Here is a 15,992-nt window from a genome sequence, read left to right as displayed (position 1 = left end):
GCCCCAGCCGAGCAGGGCCGCCACCGCCAGGGCCGGCGCCAGGGGCAGAACGCCGAGCCGCACCAGCAACACCAGCGCCACCGCGGCGATGGCCACGGCGGCGGGATCGTCGAGGGGATTGGGCAGGGGGGCAGGGCGGGTCACGGGGTCATCCAGGCTCAGAAGGCCATCTGCAGATCCTCCATCCGGCGCAGGATGCTCTCAGGGTTGCCCTGGCTGAACTCGCCGCCGTTGCTCTCGGCGATCTGGCGCAGCACGTCGGCGTCGAAATCCCCGGGGTTGCCGTAGCCGATCGTGAACACGCCGATGCGTTCGTCGCCGCCGAAACCGCTGCGCTTCAGCCCGGCCTTGAGGGCTTCGAGGCCAAGGCGCGAGCCCTGATCACGCCCATCGGTGAGCACCACCACCGCCAGGATCTCGCCGGGCTGCCGGCTGGAGCGCAGCCAGTCGCGCGCCCCGGACACGGCATCGTGCAGGCGGGTGCCGCCATCGGCCACCAGCCCGGCCACGAAGGCCTGGCCCTTGGCGGCATCCGCCGCACCGCCACGGATCACCACCGGCTCGGGCAGGCGATTGTCGAAATCGAACAGACCCACGGTGTCACGCGGGCCGATGGCGGCCAGGTAGGCCTGCAGGCTGCGCTGGGCGGAGGGCAGTTTCTCGCCGCTCATCGAGCCGGAGCTGTCCACCACCAGGGCCACCCGCGAGGGTTTCTTGACCAGATCCCGCCAGGTGCGGATCATCGCCTCCACCACCGCCGGTCGCGGCGCCCGCAAAGAGTCGTAGACCGCCCGCGGATCGGCGCCATAGGCCGCCACCACCCGGGAGGCCGGCACGGCCGGATTGGCGGGACGCAACCCCTGATCCGCCGCCAGCTTCTGGATCTCCGGGCTCTGGAGCCGCTCGATCAGCAGCTCCGCCGCCGCCTTCTCCTGGGGCGACACCCAGGGGGCGTTCGGCAGGATCGCCCGCATGGTGCTGGCGTAGGTGGCCGCCGGGTAGACGGCCTGCAACACCTCCTCGCTGCCGCTGCGGCGGCTGTTCACCCCCACCACCGACGACTCATACACCGAGGCCACCGACGCCCAGAAGGGGCCGTTGCGCTGCATCGCCCGGGCCAGGCCATCGGTGGAGCTGCCATAGCGGGTGATGTGCCGCTCGATCGCCGCCACATCAGGGGCATGGCGGCTCACATCGGCCAGGGTGAGGGCTTCGGGGGGCTTGCCGGCCACCTCCGCAAACATCGCCACCAGGGTCTGCAGGCCGGAATTGGAGCGGGTCGGCGCCGTGTGCACAAAGCGGATCAGCTGCGACGGCACCGCCGGATCGAGCTGGCGGTGGTCGCTGCTGCGGGCCAGGGCCTGGTAAGGATCGGGGCGTTGCAGCCCCTTGGCCAGGGCCGGGGTGGTCATGAACACCATCGGACTGCTGGCCAGGGCCGGGGCATCGGCCGGAGCCGGAATCAGATCGCGGCTGGGGGCCAGCTGCTGCAGCCGGTAGCGCAGCAGCTCCTGGTAGATCTCGCCATCCACCGAGAGCAGCACCGGGATCGCCGGGTCGTCGGCCGGGGCACCGCCCTGCAGCACCGCCCGGGCATGGCGCTCGATCTCACTCACCACATCACCACTGCCGGTGGCGCGGCAACGCAGCTGCACCCGGGTGCCGTCGTCGAGCCGGGGCGGCTGGCGGGCGATGGCGGCGGCGGCCTGCTCGCAGAAGCCGCCCAGGGCGCTGCCCACCAGCATCGGGATGGCGATCTCCTGCCCCGGCCCACTGCCGCAGCCCACCAGGGGGGCCAGCAGCAGCAGGGCGGCGGCGATACAACGGTGGCGGAGGCAGTAGGGGCGGCGGCGGACCAGACCGCAGGGCACCAGGCTGGAGAAGCGCATCGAATCCCGGCCCGTTGCCCCCATTCTGCTGCGGGATCCTGCTGCAGACTGACCAAGCATCTCCGGATCACCCGGTGAGTCGTCTGAGCCGACGCCGCGTCCTCTCCCTGGGCATCGGCGCTGTGGCAGTGCTGCTGGCTGCCGCCCCGGTGCCAGGCCTGCGGCGCCCCCTGCTGGTGGTGGTGGGATCGGAGCTGGAGGCCTCGCTGCGGCAGATCGAACCGCTGTTCGAGACGCGCCATGGCGACATCGACCTGCGCTGGCGGGTGATGGGTGCCCAGGACATGATCAACGCCAGCATCGATGGCGGCCCGGAGCGCCCGCGGGTGCTGATTCCCTCGAACCGCGACCAGCTCGAGAGCTATGCCGGGGCGGTGCAGGCCCGGGGCGACGGGCCGGCCTTCCGCGGCAGCCCGCAACCGATTGCCCGCACGCTGCTGGTGGCGGTGGCCTGGCCGGAACGGGCCAAGCGGCTGTTCCCCGATGGCCGGTTCTCCTGGGAGCGGCTGCGGGCTGCCGCGCGAGCCGGTCGCTGGCAGGCGATCGGCGGTCCGCCCGCCTGGGGCAGCGTCGATCTGCGCATGACCGATCCGCTCCGCTCCAACTCGGGCCAGCTCACCCTGGCGCTCTGGGCCCGCGACCAACCCGGCAGCGAGGCGGTGGCGCTGCTGAAGCGGGCCATCTACCGGCCGGCGCGCTCCACCGACATCCTGCTGAGCGAGTTCGTCAGTGGCGGACCCAACCAGGGGGATCTCGCCTTTGTGTACGAGGCCCCGGCCCTGCAGCGCCAGGGCGAAGCCCAGGGGCGCTGGCCGGGGGGCTACCGGATGCTGATCCCCGATCCCACCATGGAGACGGTGCTGGCCGCAGGTGTGCGCCGGGGCGAAGGCCAGGGCCGCGAAGCCGATGGCAGCCGCTTCGTGGCGTTCCTCCTGGGCGCCGAGGGCCGTGCCGTGCTGAACCGCCATGGCTTCCGGGATGCGGCCGGCCAGGGCGGCAGCCCCGCCGGCGATCGGGTGCGCCGCCTGCCGCCCCCCTCCCCCGCCGCCCTCGAAGACCTGCTGCGCCAGTGGCAGAGCGTTCCATGACCAGCCTCCCCTCCGGCACCAGCACCCCTGCCGCCCCCACCCTGCGGATCGCCTTCTTCGGGCTGGGGGCGGTGGGCTCCTCCCTGCTGATCTGCCTGGCGGAGCTGGCCGAGCGGGATGGCGTGGAGCTGGAGTTCCTGGTGGTGGTGCTGAACACGGAGCTGGCCCGCGATGCGCTGTTCCACGCCGAGCGCCTGTTCGATCGGATCGACTTCCTGGAGGTGAGCGATTTCGCGCCGGTCTTTGCCCTGGCAGGCGACCACGCCGCCCGCTTCGCCGGCATCGACCTGCTGGTCAACGCCGCCAACCCGATCTTCAACCTGCCGATGCTGGAGCTGGGCCTGCGGCTGGGCGCCCACACCGTGGATCTGGCCTCGGACATGTACGACGCCGAGACCGAGCGCAGCCTCACCTTTGCGCAATACGGGCTGGATCACGCCTTCCGCGCCGCCAACCGGGCCGCCCTGATCAATCTGGGCATCTCGCCGGGGGTGACCAATTTCCTGGTCGGCCTGCGTCTGCACGAGCTGCGCTCCGCCCGGCGCCGGGATCTGCGGATCGAGAGCGTGGATCTCTATCTGCTCGAAGACATCGACGCCGACGAGATCGTCTTCTCCTGGTCGCCGCTGGTGGCCCTGGAGGAACTGGCGGCGCGGCCTCGCCTGCTGCGGGATGGGCGCCTGCAGGTGCTGGAGCCGTTCAGCGCCGCGCGCGAGCACAGCTTTCCCCATGAGGTGACAGCCACCCGGCAGTACCCGCTCTATCAGGAGGAACTGCTGTCGCTGCATCGCTCCTTCCCCGAGATCGACTCGATCGGCATCTACACCGGTGGGTCGGAAGTGGAGCTGGTCAAGGCCCTGTTCAAGCTGAATCTGCTGTCGAAACGCACCCTGCCGCAGCAGAGCGAACTCACCGTGGAAGCGATGGTGCGCGCCATCCTGCCGGGCATGAACAAACCGCGGCGGATCGAGGATTATCTGCGCGAGGGGGTGATTCGCCGGGCCCACTTCGCCGCTTCCGCCGAAATCCGCTACACCGAAAATGTGCGCAACGATCGCCAGAGCACGATCGAAACTGTTGGGGTGAGCTATCTCCGCTACCGCGGTTTACTCAACAGCCCCTATGCCGGTGCCACCTACATCTCCTATCCCACCGCCGTGGGGGCCGCGATCCTCACCTGGCATGCCCTGGCCTTCCTGCGGGAAGACGGCGGCGAGCTCCGCGGTGTGATCACCGGCGAAGACCTGGCCGAGCGGTTGCCCCGCCCCCGCGCCGATGCGATCCGCCGCGATCTGGTGGCCTGGGACATCGACCTGTTCGAAAGTGTGCGCGACGCCACACCGGTCTGAGCCAATTCTCACCCCACTGACGCGACCCTGGAATCCTGCCTAGGCTGATGGATCGGACTTTTCGGTAAGAACGCTTGACCCATGGCCCCGCGACGGCTCCAGTTCTGAGCTCCCCCCTGCCGCCAGCGCAGACACCGCCGGCCAAGCCAAGCGCACACGCCACGGGCATCACCAGGGCCGACTTCGAGCTCAAGCCCTTCATGACGCCCTCCAACTGGATCGCCAGCTGGCAGATCCTCAACACCCTGGTGCCACTTGGCCTGCTCTGGTGGGTGGCGGTGTGGAGCCTGCAGCAGGCGCCGCTGCTGCTGCTGCCGGTGATCGCCCTGATGGTGCTGCTGCTGGCCCGCTGCTTCTCGCTGATGCACGACTGCGGCCACAACGCCCTGTTCCGCAGCCGCAGGGTGAACCGCGCCGTTGGTTTTCTGCTCGGCATCGTCTGCGGCATCCCGCAGCTGCCCTGGTCGCGCGGCCATGCCTTTCACCACCGGCACAACGGCAACTGGGAGCGCTATCAGGGGCCGTCGGCCCTGATCACCACCGAGGCCTACGGCGCGCTCAGTCCGTCGCAGCAGCGCTGGTATGGCCGGATTCGCCAGCCGCTGATGCTGTTTCCCGGCGGGTTCTTCTATCTGGTGATCAAGCCCCGCGTGGCCATGCTGCTGGGTCTGCTGGATGTCGCCCGTCAGGGGTCGACCCGGCACTGGCACAGCCCCGAGGAATGCCGCGATCTGGCCCTCAACAACCTGGCGGTGGTTGGCCTGTGGGTCGGCATGGGCTGGTGGATCGGCGCCGGGTCCTTCTGGCTGATCTATTCACCGGTGATGGCCTGCGCCGCCGCCATCTTCATCTGCATCTTCTTCGTGCAGCACAACTTCCCCGGCTCCTATGCCCATGCCAGCGAGGGCTGGAGCGAAATGGCCGGCTGCCTGGAAGGCACGAGCGATCTGGACCTGCCGGCCCTGTTCAACTGGTTCTCGGCAGACATCGGCTGCCACGCCATCCACCACCTCAGCTCCGCCATCCCCAACTACCGGCTGCGGGCCTGCCAGCAACGCAATCAGCACCTGCTCAACGGCGTCAGGCGCCTGCGGCTGGGCGACATCCCCATCTGCTTCGACTACATCCTCTGGGATCCGGCTGCTGAGCGATTGGCCACCGTGCCCGCCCCTGCCCAGTGAAGCCACGGCGCAGACGCGTTTTTGTGACAGCCCGATGCAGACCTCGATCGGCACCCACGATGCGTCCTCAGCGGTAGCAGGATGACCCCATAGAAAATCCCCGCGATTCCCGTCGGGTGTTAGAGGGCAAGTGCGTTCGGAACCAGCGTTACCAGCGACACGCAACCACCGCCTGCTCTGGATCCTGGCGCTGGCCATGGCGGCCATCTTCCCGCTGGATCTGCTCACGCCGCGCACCTTCCCGCTGCTGCCCTACTACTTCGTGGTGGTGGTGCTCTCGGCCAGTTTCGCCACGCCGCGCCAGATGGCCCCCCTGATCGCGGAGGCCTACGTGCTGGCGATCGGCTCGGGCTATTACTGGGGTTTCTTCCCCTCGATCGATTTCGTCATCCGGCTGCTGGGCCTCTCGGGCGTGGCGCTGATGGCCGTGAGACTCTCGGCCCAGCGCTGCCAGACGATGGCCAGACTGCAACGCAGTGAAGAGACCCTGCGCCTCACCCTCGACAACACCTCCGTCGGTATCGCCCTGGCCAATGCCGACGGACAGCTGACTCGGGTGAATCCGGCTCTGTGCAGGATGTTCGGTCGCGATGCCGACACCCTGGAAAACCACAACTGGAGAGAGCTCACCCATCCAGACGACATCCAGCTCGAGCTCCCCCTGTTTGAGGAGCTGGTTGCCAATCGGCGCAGCAGCTATCGACTCCGAAAGCGTTTTCTGAAGGCCGACAGCACAGCTGGCTGGATCGATCTGAGCGTGGCTTGCGTTCGCCGGAGCGAGGGAGGCGTGGACTTCTGCATCGGCGAGGCGATCGACATCACCCGGCAGGTCGAAGCTGAGCTGGCCGAGGCTCGCTCCGAAGAGCAGATGCGCATCAGCATCGAGGCGGCCAGGGTGGGGGTGGCGATCTGCAGCCCTGGCACCGGCCAGTTCCTGATGTTGAGTCCAGCGCTCTGCTGCCTGCTGGGCCAGGACGAGGCCGCCTTGAAGTCCCTAGGCCTGCTCCAGGCCCTTCGGATCGTTGATCCCACCGCCGAAGCCGAACAGGAGCCTGAGGCGGCGGCGGCTCAGGACACAGATCCCATGGCACAGGTGGCCGCTGTGTTGGCCGGGGAACGGAGCCTCTGCCAGATGCGCCTGCGCCTGACCCGACCCGACGGCTCGGTGATCTGGGGAGATCTGCAGGTGAGCAACCTGAAGATCTCCGAGGGAACGGTGGAGCAGGTGCTGGTGGAGCTGATCGACATCTCCGAGCTCAAGGCCAAGACCGACTACCTCCAGGCCGCTGCAGCGGCCGGGGTGGTGGGGATCTGGGACTGGGACGTGCCCAGAAACGTCCTCCACTGGGACCCGGTGATGTACAGGCTCTATGGCCGTAATCCCAGCGACTTTGCTGGCGCCTATGAAGCCTGGGCCGATGCGGTTCATCCGCAGGACAAGGCCGCTACGGAGGCAGCTGTGAAATCAGCCCTGCGGGGTGAGTCTGTCTATGCAGCCCAGTTTCGGGTGGTCTGGCCCGATGGCTCTGTCCACCACCTCCAGGCGGCTTCCCACACCAGCTTCGATCCGGCGGGGCGGCCGCTGCGGATGCTGGGGGTGAATTACGAGGTGACGGAGCTGGCGGAGGCGCAGGCGCAGATCACGGCAGAGCGACAGCGCCTCCGCACCACCCTCGATTCCCTGCTCGACCCCCATCTCATCCTTGGGCCGGTGCGCGACTCAGGCGGCCAGATCACCGATCTCCGCATCATCCAGGCCAACCCTGCCGCCGCGGCCTACAACCGGATGCCCTTGGAGATCTTTGTGGGCACCACAGTCAGGCAGTCCTGGCCTGGGATTGTCACGAGCGGTCTGTTCGATCTCTACCTGAACGTCCTGGCCAGCGGCCAGCCCCTGGCACTGGACGACTTCGTCTTCCACCACGAGAGCCACGGCCAAGAGCGCCATTTCGACATCCGTGCCGTGAAGGTGGATGACGACCTCAGCATCACCTGGAGTGATGTGACCGAGCGGGCCACGGCCATGGCGCAGCTGACCGCCTCCGAGCAGCAGTTCCGCCTGCTGGCCGAGAACTCCACTGACGTGGTGGTGCATCTGGCGGCCGATGACATGGTGCTGTGGGTCTCGCCGTCGCTGCAGACGGTGCTGGGCTGGGAACCGGGGGACTGGATCGGTCACCCGATCGGGGAGCTGATCCAGAGCTTTGGCAACCGCCCATGCCAGCCCCTGACCAACCATGCCAGGCCTGGACAATGCCTGATCCGGCGGGATCAGATCCGCAGCCGGGATGGACACAGCCACTGGATCGAAAGCCGCTGGAGCTCCTTCCTCAACGCCGCCAAAGAACCGGACGGCGAAGTGTGCACCTTCCGGATCATCGATGTGGAGGTCTCCACCGAGCGAGAGCTGGAACGCCGCGCCGCCACCGACAGCCTCACCGCCCTGCTCAATCGCGAGGAGGTGTTCAGCCAGATCCAGCGCCTCACGGTCCAGCAGCAGCGCAAGGGGCAGGAACTGGCGGTGCTGTTCTGCGATCTCGATCACTTCAAGACCGTGAACGACACCTACGGACACAACGCCGGTGATGCCGTGCTGCAGGCGATGGCGGCACGGGTGCGCTCCTGCCTGCGGTCGTCGGATCTGGCGGCCCGCATCGGCGACGATGAGCTGCTGGTGGTGCTGCCAGGTGTGCAGGGGATCAACGATGCGATCACGATCGCCGAGAAACTGCGGCGTCTGGCCAGCCAACCGGTGCCGATCACCGACAGTGAGGTGAGCATCACGATCAGTGTGGGTGTGGCTCTGGCCCAAGAGGGTGAATCACTCGATGCCCTGATCGCCCGCGCCGATGCCGCCATGTACGACGCCAAGCAGAACGGCCGCGATCAGGTGGTGGCGATCACGGCCGACACCTGAACGCACCCGCGATCCACGGCAGCCGAAGCGTGGGTGCCACCCTGCCCTGCCCGGCGACTCCTTTCGATAGCCCCGACCCCTTCCGACCCTGGAGCGCCCGGGGGATCCGGCGCCGCGATCAGCTGCTCGGCACCCTCACCGCCGGCTTCGTGCAAATCCCGGAGGACGGGGGCACGATTCCCGTACTGGGGCTCTACGGCGAACAGGACGACGGCATCAAGCTGGAAACGGAGGTGCACATGCAGGCAGCACTCCAGGCTGCGAGCAGCCGCAGCCGGATTGTGGTGTCTCCTGAAGCGCCCCATGGCTTCCACACCCGATACCGACCCAGCTACCGGCCGGACGCGGCCAAGGACGGCTGGAAGCAGATGCTGGCCTGGTTCCAGGCACATGGGGCTCCATCACAGGGGGAGGGTGGGAAACAATGGAGAGCAGAAGCAACGGATATCCATTGAAAGACTGGCGCCCCTCTAGGTCGGACAGCCGTAGTCACGACAACAAGCTCGTCGTTATCAGCGAACGCACGGCCTGCTTGACTGACCAAATGAACACGACTGCGATACATCCTCGAACCGAGGAGCATGGAGACCATTCCCACATCTGGTGCATCACAAGACCAAGCAGCCACCGAAGAACAGCTACAGCACTCGCGCCAGTCCCTCAGATTGATTCCACCCTACCGGGAACAAGCCTTTCAATTGAAACACCAGAGGCACCTGCCGCAAGCATCGAGAAGCCACCCGCCGTGTATTGAATCGTAGAGCACAGGCGAAGCGACTCAAAATCAGCAACAACACCGATCATGCCCGGCCCCCTATCCCGGCTTCTTTCAATATGAATCGGCTCTAGCCTATGCATAAAGACAGGAATAGAATGGGAAGAGAGGATATCGGCAGCACGAGTCTTGAAGGCTTCAGAGTCGCTGCACAGAAACACAGCTGGCCGTTTCTGCTGGGCAAGCCACCGAGTCGACTTCACCTGCAGTGAGTCCAGAGCCTCGTCCAAAGAGCTCAATGCAGGATCCTGCCAAGAAACAGAGTCGCCGCCAAGGCGTGCATGCACACCAATCACATTGTGACCAGCATGACGGGAAGCCCATGCCCGAAAAGAAGCCAACGCAGCAGAAAGCGGGGCGGGCAATTCAGATGGCTCACGCAAGCAAAATAAATTTCCAAATGTTGTACCAGTCAGGTTTGAACGCCTGAACGGTCGCCTCCTTGGCGAGTTAAACAGATTGAGGCAGGCATCGGCGACCCAGCCACCGATGACACACGCGGGCCAAGGAGCAATGATCCGATTGGCCAACAGCAACTGATCCCGAACAAGTCGATGAACCAGCGGATGATTGAAGAGCAAATCAAAACCCATATTGGTCGCAAGAGATTGGCAGCTAAACGTCTGGCGCAAGATTCGCAGCACATCATCCGAATCAGCCTCAAGGGAAATCTGAGACACCAGCTGCCCGAGAAACTGATCACACTTGCCATCAACCAAATCAATTGACTGGCAAAAAGGATACAATGATTCCGAAGTAATGGCCCCACTCAAATGCAGGCCCAGAGCCCATGCCTAGCAGCATAATAAGTTGAAATTGGGTCTGGATCGGGCCAAATCACTTCGAGAGGCTCTCCAATTATCCTGCCAACCCAATAGCAAGAGCACAAGCCTCGGATTCGGTCCGCGAATCCACCCGCGACCATCCTTCTGCCTCCGGATAGTCGTATCGTCGTAAAGCGCATCAGCCCATGCATTCAGGGCTCACAGTATCATGAGAGTTGATGAAGGAGATCAGGCTTTCTCGCAAATCAGCGAATACTCAACCCATCACAGCAGATGACAGCAAGCTAGAACAAAGCAAGGGCATGCTTAGCGAAGAAATCATTGCGCTGACCAGTCAGAAAACGCCAATCAGGCAGCATCGATCTCTCGCAAAATGTAAGCGTTCAGGGGGCGGGACAGCATGCGGCGCACTTGGCCTCGGCCGAACCCATAACGATGTCCTGATTCCCGCCTGCATCCCAGGCTGAGACTACTTGGGTTGGGCGCCCCCTCCGGCTGGCAATTCCGACGCGGACTGGTTGTCGTGGCCAGCTAACGATCCGCAGGGGAACATCCACAAAGAAGCTTTCACCGGATCTGGGAAGATCATCCCAACGAAGCACTAGGAGAGGACAGTGACAAAGCCATGACTGATCGGCAGACTGCCCATAGAGCGTGATGATCCCCAAAGGCCGTGGCAAAGCGCAAAAAGCACAAGCCAATGGAGATGAATCAGCAAGAAGCAACTCTTAACAGGAATGACAGCGCCGAAGCCAACACGCAGGCAGAGAGGCATCAAGCAGAAGGAATGATGCCCAGCGTCAGCATCTGTACAGTCACGCATCAACGACAGGCTTATCTAACGCTAGTAGAACAATGCATTCTCAACCAAACCTACCCACATACCAAGATTGAATGGATAATCCTGGATGACTCCTCTGAAGACCACCCTGATTTCCATCCAATCGAGCAGAGCGGCCTAACGATCAACTATCAGAGACTGCCAAAAAAGCTCAGGCTTGGGGAAAAAAGAAATCTCAGCCACACCTTCTGTCGCGGAGACATCATCATCTATTTCGATGATGACGATTACTATCCGCCCGAAAGAGTGGAACACGCTGTCAACCAATTGGAGCAGAGTGGATGCATGGTGGCCGGATCCACAGTGCTGCCCATTCTATTTCTGCCAGATGAAGAGCTGTGGGTCGAGGGACCCTATGACGCCAATCATGCAACCTCAGGAACGCTCGCATTCAGGCGAGCACTGCTGGAACAAACAAGCCATGACGATGAAGCCGTTTGCCTTGAAGAGAAGAGTTTTCTCAAGGACTATTCCATACCAATGGCCCAGCTGGAACCAAGATTCACAATAATCAGCATCTTCCATGGCGGCAATATCATTGACAAGCGAGCGTTGATTCAACAGGTAGAAAACACGCGCATTCAGCGTGTCCCCACACAAGACCCGAATCAGATCGGGCTGATCAGGCAGCTCGCCAAAGCTTATGGGAATGCAAATTGCAAGACATCGACTGAAATGACACAGCCAGGAGCAACAAGACCAGTTTCTTCCGCACAACAACCGAGCCCGCCTATGGACGAGGAGAAACTCAGACTCCCAGCAAGATCCATCATTGAGCTTGATGATCAGGACATTCATTTTAAGGTAGTGATCCCATCGTTTAATGCCGAGAGGTACATAGAAGCCTGCATTCGGTCGCTTCAAGAGCAGAACCATAGAAATTTTGAAGCGATTATTATTGATGATGGATCAACCGACAATACGGCGGCAATCGCAAGTGCTGCAATCCAAGGGGATTCACGATTTCGAATAACCAGCAATACCACAAATAGTGGTAGCCCATTGCAAAGTTTTCTTCAAGGCACAAGATTGCTAAGGCCGTCTCTCGACGATGTATTAATTACGCTTGACGGTGATGACCAGTTGCTAGGGAAAGACGCACTACAGATCGTGGCATTTACTTATCAGAGCCAGCAATGCTTACTCACCTATGGAAGCTTCATTCGCGCCAGCGATCAACGACACATTGGTGGCGCTTACGACACTCGGACAGTAATCACAAACAGCTTTCGCCAAGCACCCTGGCGAGCATCGCACCTGCGCACTTTCAAGGCTGGCTTGCTGGAGCTACTTAGTATTGGCGACCTGAGCGATGAACATGGGAACATTATAAGACAGGCCGGGGATATTGCGTTGATGCATCCACTACTGGAGATTTCTGGGCACAGAGCTGTCCACATTCCCTCCGCGATTCATCTCTACAACGATCAGAGCCCAATCAATGAGCACAAAGTTAATCATCAGAGTCAAGCCCAGACGTCCATACAGATTAGGCAGAGAGCATCCTATGCACATGCTCCATTTATCACCCTATACAGTCCACCAATCGGGAGTGGGCACAGCACTACCACTCAGCTGAGGACAGCTCAAATGCCTGGCACTTGCAAGGCAACTCAAGATTTATCCATGATCTCAGTTACTATTCCCACCAAGGAAAGACCAAGGCACTTGATCAATATTATCCGATGTTTTCAGTCTCAGACATGGCCCAACAAAGAGCTGTTGATCTTGGATGACAGCCGAGAACGATGCGCTGAAGCCGAAGCAATCGCGCAGAGTGATTCTAGGATCTGCTATATCCACCAGCATCACCGAGATAGTATCGGCACTAAGCGAAAGAGACTCTGCGCTGCTGCCAAAGGCGAGTACATCGCTCATTTTGACGATGATGATTATTACGCACCTGATTATCTTGAGACAATGCTGAATAGCCTCGTAGCAGGCAGGTACGACTTCGTTAAGCTCCGAAGCTGGTGTTCGCTCCACGTGCCAACGAGGATATACGGATTTTGCAATACAGCCCTGCTAGACAGCTCTTGCTCCTATCGAATGTCATCTTCCGGAATCGAAAGGTTTCCCAGACTGTTTTCTAGCGAAGAAAAGGATCGATCGCTATACGGATATGGCTTTTCGTATTTTTATCGGAGCGATCTTCTCAATAAAGCCAGCCACCCTGAAGGCATCAACCACGGTGAGGACATCAAGCTTGCCATGGACTGCATATCAGCCGGGGCAAGCATTGGCTTTGTGGACGATTACAGGGGACTTGCTATTCACATCATTCATGGAGGCAATACCTCATCCTGCTTTGCTCAGCACTTGATCTTGGAGCAGAATCTCACCAAGATGACAAGCATTATCCCTTTACCAACCACGTTTCTTTCGCTTTAGTGCCCATTGGATAACTATGCTGCCCCCAAGAGATGCAGTTCATCCAATCAAGAAGAGCCATTGAGGCGATTGCGGTGAGTTGGTTGTCATACATGGCAGCCTTAGTCAGTGACAAGTGCCATCTGAAGCAGGTTGCTTGAACTGTCTACATGGGTTTTAAGCAATGCATTGGCAGTCTCAACACTCAGTTTGTCTTGCAATAAGCCTACTACTTCATCAACAAGACTCCCAAGGCTACTGTCTTGTATCACCGCTTGAGAGACGCGCTCAGTTGCCACGTAATTATGGCCAATGAGATGCTGCCTGAATAAGATCTCCTTTTTCTTGTCACTTAGCGAATGAGTTGGAGATGGCGACGTTGATCCAAAAGCAATTGTTGACTTTCCCAAGCGCAAAGACGAAACCGCACAGTGGTAAATATCTGTAATGACGTAGCTTGATCGAGAAAGCAAATCAAGGCTCTCACACAGTCCGTGAATGCCATTATTCGCAAGCCAAGGAAGAAATACGATACTTGCTCCCATCCTATTCGCCACTAGACTCGAGAAATAGGACAGCAAAGATGCCGACTGAGTTCTTCCAATAGCACAGACAAGCAACGGAAGAGCCTTGCCTTCTGCGATAATCGTACTGATTCCATGACATTCTTTGCCAAGAGTCGACAATAGCTTCGCGTCATCCAGAAAGAAAGCGCAGTCACAACCCAGAACGGCATTGTTCGCACCAACAAGCTGATTAATAAAAACAGCAGAATAAAAATCTCTGGGCATTGCCGCTCGACACGAGCCATACATTGACTGCAGCGAGTCGTAATAGGCGCCGACAGCTAGCTGCTTTGCAGTAAGCCCATAAAGAGTTGAGCCAAATACGATCACCTTTTGCAAGAGCCTCTCAGCCCCTCCAAGAAAGAAAAGATGGAACCATTTATTCATGCCCTCAGCCTCGCTCATGCTTCCCAATCTCCGCATTGTGCGAGGCACCCACTCTTGAGTAGCATAAAGTAGCCAATGGGCAAAGTCTCCCCAAAACACCACTCTGTCAAAGTTCTCAAGAAGCCTGAGGTCATCAAGCAGTTTATAGACAATACAGTCCCTATCGCCGTAAACAATTGATCCTTGCGCTTCGGTATTAAAGAGCGTCCAAGTAATGTTTCTATTCTGATTAAGCCGCTCAAGCAACTGAATACCCGCTAAATCAACAGAAAGCATCCCTGGATTCAAGCCTGTAGGGCGAGCGCAGATCAAGGCGATGCTATTTAATGTCATTGCGAAGGAGGGTAGCGATCCTCTAAAGATGGGATTTGGGTGTGTGGTGGGCGCCTCTTAGTGGACAGAATTCGTTCCTATTATAGACCTCATGGAGAGTTCGACTTCCCAGAGAGCTGTGGGGCCTTACCTAGGAGGCTGTCGCGCATAGATCGTCGCCTGCACTCCCCACAGACGACCCTGAATCTGCCCAAAGCCCAGTGACTGCAATGGATCTGCTCGATAAAATGGGGCATGGCCAAGTCCAAAACCTTCCGCCCCTGGCAGCCTGAGCAGAGCACGCTTGCGTCCCCTGTGCTGGTGTAAATCCCTGGGGACCTCAACCCCGGCGTAGCCGGGGTTGAGCGCGCATCTCAGACGTTCCGCTCAGCGGCCAGCGTTGCAAGGGGTGGGCAGGCCCGTGACCCTGGTTTGAACACTACCTCAACCAGACGAACCATGCCCACGTCCAATCGTGCCGCAATTGAGCTGGCGCCGCTACTGGATGGCAGCAGCGCCGGTGAGCAGATCCCCGAGCTGGTACGCCACGGCCTGCAGCAGCTGATCGAGCTGGAGGTCGCTGCCGTGCTCGGCGCAGAGCGCCATGAGCGCAGCGAGGACCGGCTCGGCTACCGCAACGGCTACCGGCCGCGCACCCTGGCCACCCAGGTGGGGGACATCGACCTCCGCATCCCCAAACTGCGCTCCGGCAGCCACCCGTGTCAGGCGACAGCGAAAACTGGTCCAGATGCGACACGAAATCTGGCCCCCCTCGGCGAGCCACTGACCAGGGCCAACGCCCTGACCGTGGTGCTGTCACCTCAGGAGCAGAGCTCCCGGGATGCGGCGTTGGAAACTCCAGAGGAAGTCCAGGCGATCCTTGGCCTCACCGCAGCTGGCTGGGGCCGCCGGCGGATCGCCAAGGAACTGGGCTGCTCACCTGAAACCGTCCGCAAGTACCGGCGGCAGGGAGGCTGGGAGGCCTACGGCAAACCTCGGCGGATCGGCGCTCTTGATGGCCACAGCGAGTGGCTGAGGGAGCGGTTCCTTGCCCACAACGGCAATGCCGATGTGGTGCGCCAGGAGCTGGCCAGCGAGAAGGGCATCGCCGTGTCACTGCGCACCGTGGAGCGGGCGGTGGGGCAGTGGCGGCAGGAGCTGCGGGCTGCAGCGCTGGCGACGGTCCGGTTTGAGACGCCGCCGGGCAAGCAGCTGCAGGCGGATTTCGGTGAGACCTATGCCCGCATCGCTGGTGAACGGCTCAAGGTGCACCTGTGCGTGCTGACCCTGGGCTACTCGCGGCGGCTGGTGGTGCGCGCCTATCGGCACGAGCGCCAGGTCAACTGGCTGTTGGCGATGGAGGAGGCCTTCCGCCACTGGCGGGGGGTGCCGGCCGAGGTGTTGTTCGACAACGCCCGTGCCCTGGTCAAGGAGGCCTGCGTCCCCTGCAGTGGTGTAAATCCCCCGGCATTCCCACCCCGGCGTAGCCGGGGTGGGCCGCGCACCTCAGTCGATCGGCTCCACAGCTGACG

The 15,992-nt window shown here is 61.4% G+C and carries 9 protein-coding genes and 1 pseudogene; 7 read left to right on the top strand and 3 right to left on the bottom strand.

Features of this window, described 5'->3' with window-relative positions:
• Positions 1-158 precede the first annotated feature (158 nt).
• Complete coding sequence (locus tag VB777_RS15075; RefSeq protein WP_323249925.1) at positions 159-1,889, bottom strand: VWA domain-containing protein; 1,731 nt, start codon at positions 1,887-1,889, stop codon at positions 159-161.
• A 74-nt stretch (positions 1,890-1,963) separates the two neighbouring features.
• Here VB777_RS15075 and VB777_RS15070 point away from each other — a divergent pair, with 74 nt between their 5' ends.
• The 5 genes from VB777_RS15070 (at position 1,964) to VB777_RS15050 (ending at position 8,879) form a co-directional block, all read left to right on the top strand.
• Complete coding sequence (locus VB777_RS15070) at positions 1,964-2,977, top strand: substrate-binding domain-containing protein (RefSeq protein ID WP_323249923.1); 1,014 nt, start codon at positions 1,964-1,966, stop codon at positions 2,975-2,977.
• Positions 2,974-4,326 carry a hypothetical protein gene (locus tag VB777_RS15065; protein ID WP_197157381.1) on the top strand — a complete coding sequence of 451 codons (1,353 nt, stop codon included), beginning with the start codon at positions 2,974-2,976 and terminating at the stop codon, positions 4,324-4,326. Before VB777_RS15070 ends, VB777_RS15065 begins: the two co-directional genes overlap by 4 nt.
• A gap of 200 nt (positions 4,327-4,526) precedes the next feature.
• Positions 4,527-5,507 carry a fatty acid desaturase gene (locus tag VB777_RS15060; protein ID WP_323249921.1) on the top strand — a complete coding sequence of 327 codons (981 nt, stop codon included), beginning with the start codon at positions 4,527-4,529 and terminating at the stop codon, positions 5,505-5,507.
• A 130-nt stretch (positions 5,508-5,637) separates the two neighbouring features.
• On the top strand, positions 5,638-8,424 hold the full coding sequence (locus VB777_RS15055; RefSeq protein WP_323249919.1) for a diguanylate cyclase: 2,787 nt from the start codon (positions 5,638-5,640) through the stop codon (positions 8,422-8,424).
• A 29-nt stretch (positions 8,425-8,453) separates the two neighbouring features.
• Positions 8,454-8,879 carry a dienelactone hydrolase family protein gene (locus tag VB777_RS15050; protein ID WP_323249917.1) on the top strand — a complete coding sequence of 142 codons (426 nt, stop codon included), beginning with the start codon at positions 8,454-8,456 and terminating at the stop codon, positions 8,877-8,879.
• Between the two features lie 205 nt (positions 8,880-9,084).
• Here the strand turns inward: VB777_RS15050 and VB777_RS15045 are convergent, their stop codons facing one another.
• Positions 9,085-9,972, bottom strand: coding sequence for a hypothetical protein (locus VB777_RS15045; RefSeq protein WP_323249915.1), 888 nt, complete (start codon positions 9,970-9,972; stop codon positions 9,085-9,087).
• Positions 9,973-10,657: 685 nt separating this feature from the next.
• Between VB777_RS15045 and VB777_RS15040 the strand changes: the two genes are divergently transcribed.
• Positions 10,658-13,216, top strand: a complete 2,559-nt coding sequence (locus VB777_RS15040; RefSeq protein ID WP_323249913.1) for a glycosyltransferase — start codon at positions 10,658-10,660, stop codon at positions 13,214-13,216.
• Between the two features lie 101 nt (positions 13,217-13,317).
• On the opposite strand, the gene VB777_RS15035 is transcribed toward VB777_RS15040, so the two are convergent.
• Positions 13,318-14,424 (bottom strand): polysaccharide pyruvyl transferase family protein, encoded by a 1,107-nt coding sequence (locus VB777_RS15035; RefSeq protein ID WP_323249911.1) that lies wholly within the window; start codon positions 14,422-14,424, stop codon positions 13,318-13,320.
• A 495-nt stretch (positions 14,425-14,919) separates the two neighbouring features.
• On the opposite strand from VB777_RS15035, the pseudogene VB777_RS17500 reads away from it, so the two are divergent.
• Positions 14,920-15,882, top strand: a pseudogene (locus tag VB777_RS17500) (transposase); the annotation flags it as partial.
• Positions 15,883-15,992 lie beyond the last annotated feature (110 nt).

The organism is Synechococcus sp. CCY9202 (assembly GCF_034931685.1).
Classification (GTDB): domain Bacteria; phylum Cyanobacteriota; class Cyanobacteriia; order PCC-6307; family Cyanobiaceae; genus CBW1002.
The sequence above is the reverse complement of the archived record's forward strand: the minus strand, read 5'-3'. Positions and strand labels throughout refer to the sequence as shown.

What these genes read in the sequence shown, in the direction of transcription:
- VB777_RS15075 (WP_323249925.1), bottom strand. Translation starts at nt 1,889, where the DNA reads ATGCGCTTCTCCAGCCTGGTGCCCTGCGGTCTGGTCCGCCGCCGCCCC.
- VB777_RS15065 (WP_197157381.1), top strand. Translation starts at nt 2,974, where the DNA reads ATGACCAGCCTCCCCTCCGGCACCAGCACCCCTGCCGCCCCCACCCTG.
- VB777_RS15060 (WP_323249921.1), top strand. Translation starts at nt 4,527, where the DNA reads ATGACGCCCTCCAACTGGATCGCCAGCTGGCAGATCCTCAACACCCTG.
- VB777_RS15035 (WP_323249911.1), bottom strand. Translation starts at nt 14,424, where the DNA reads ATGCTTTCTGTTGATTTAGCGGGTATTCAGTTGCTTGAGCGGCTTAAT.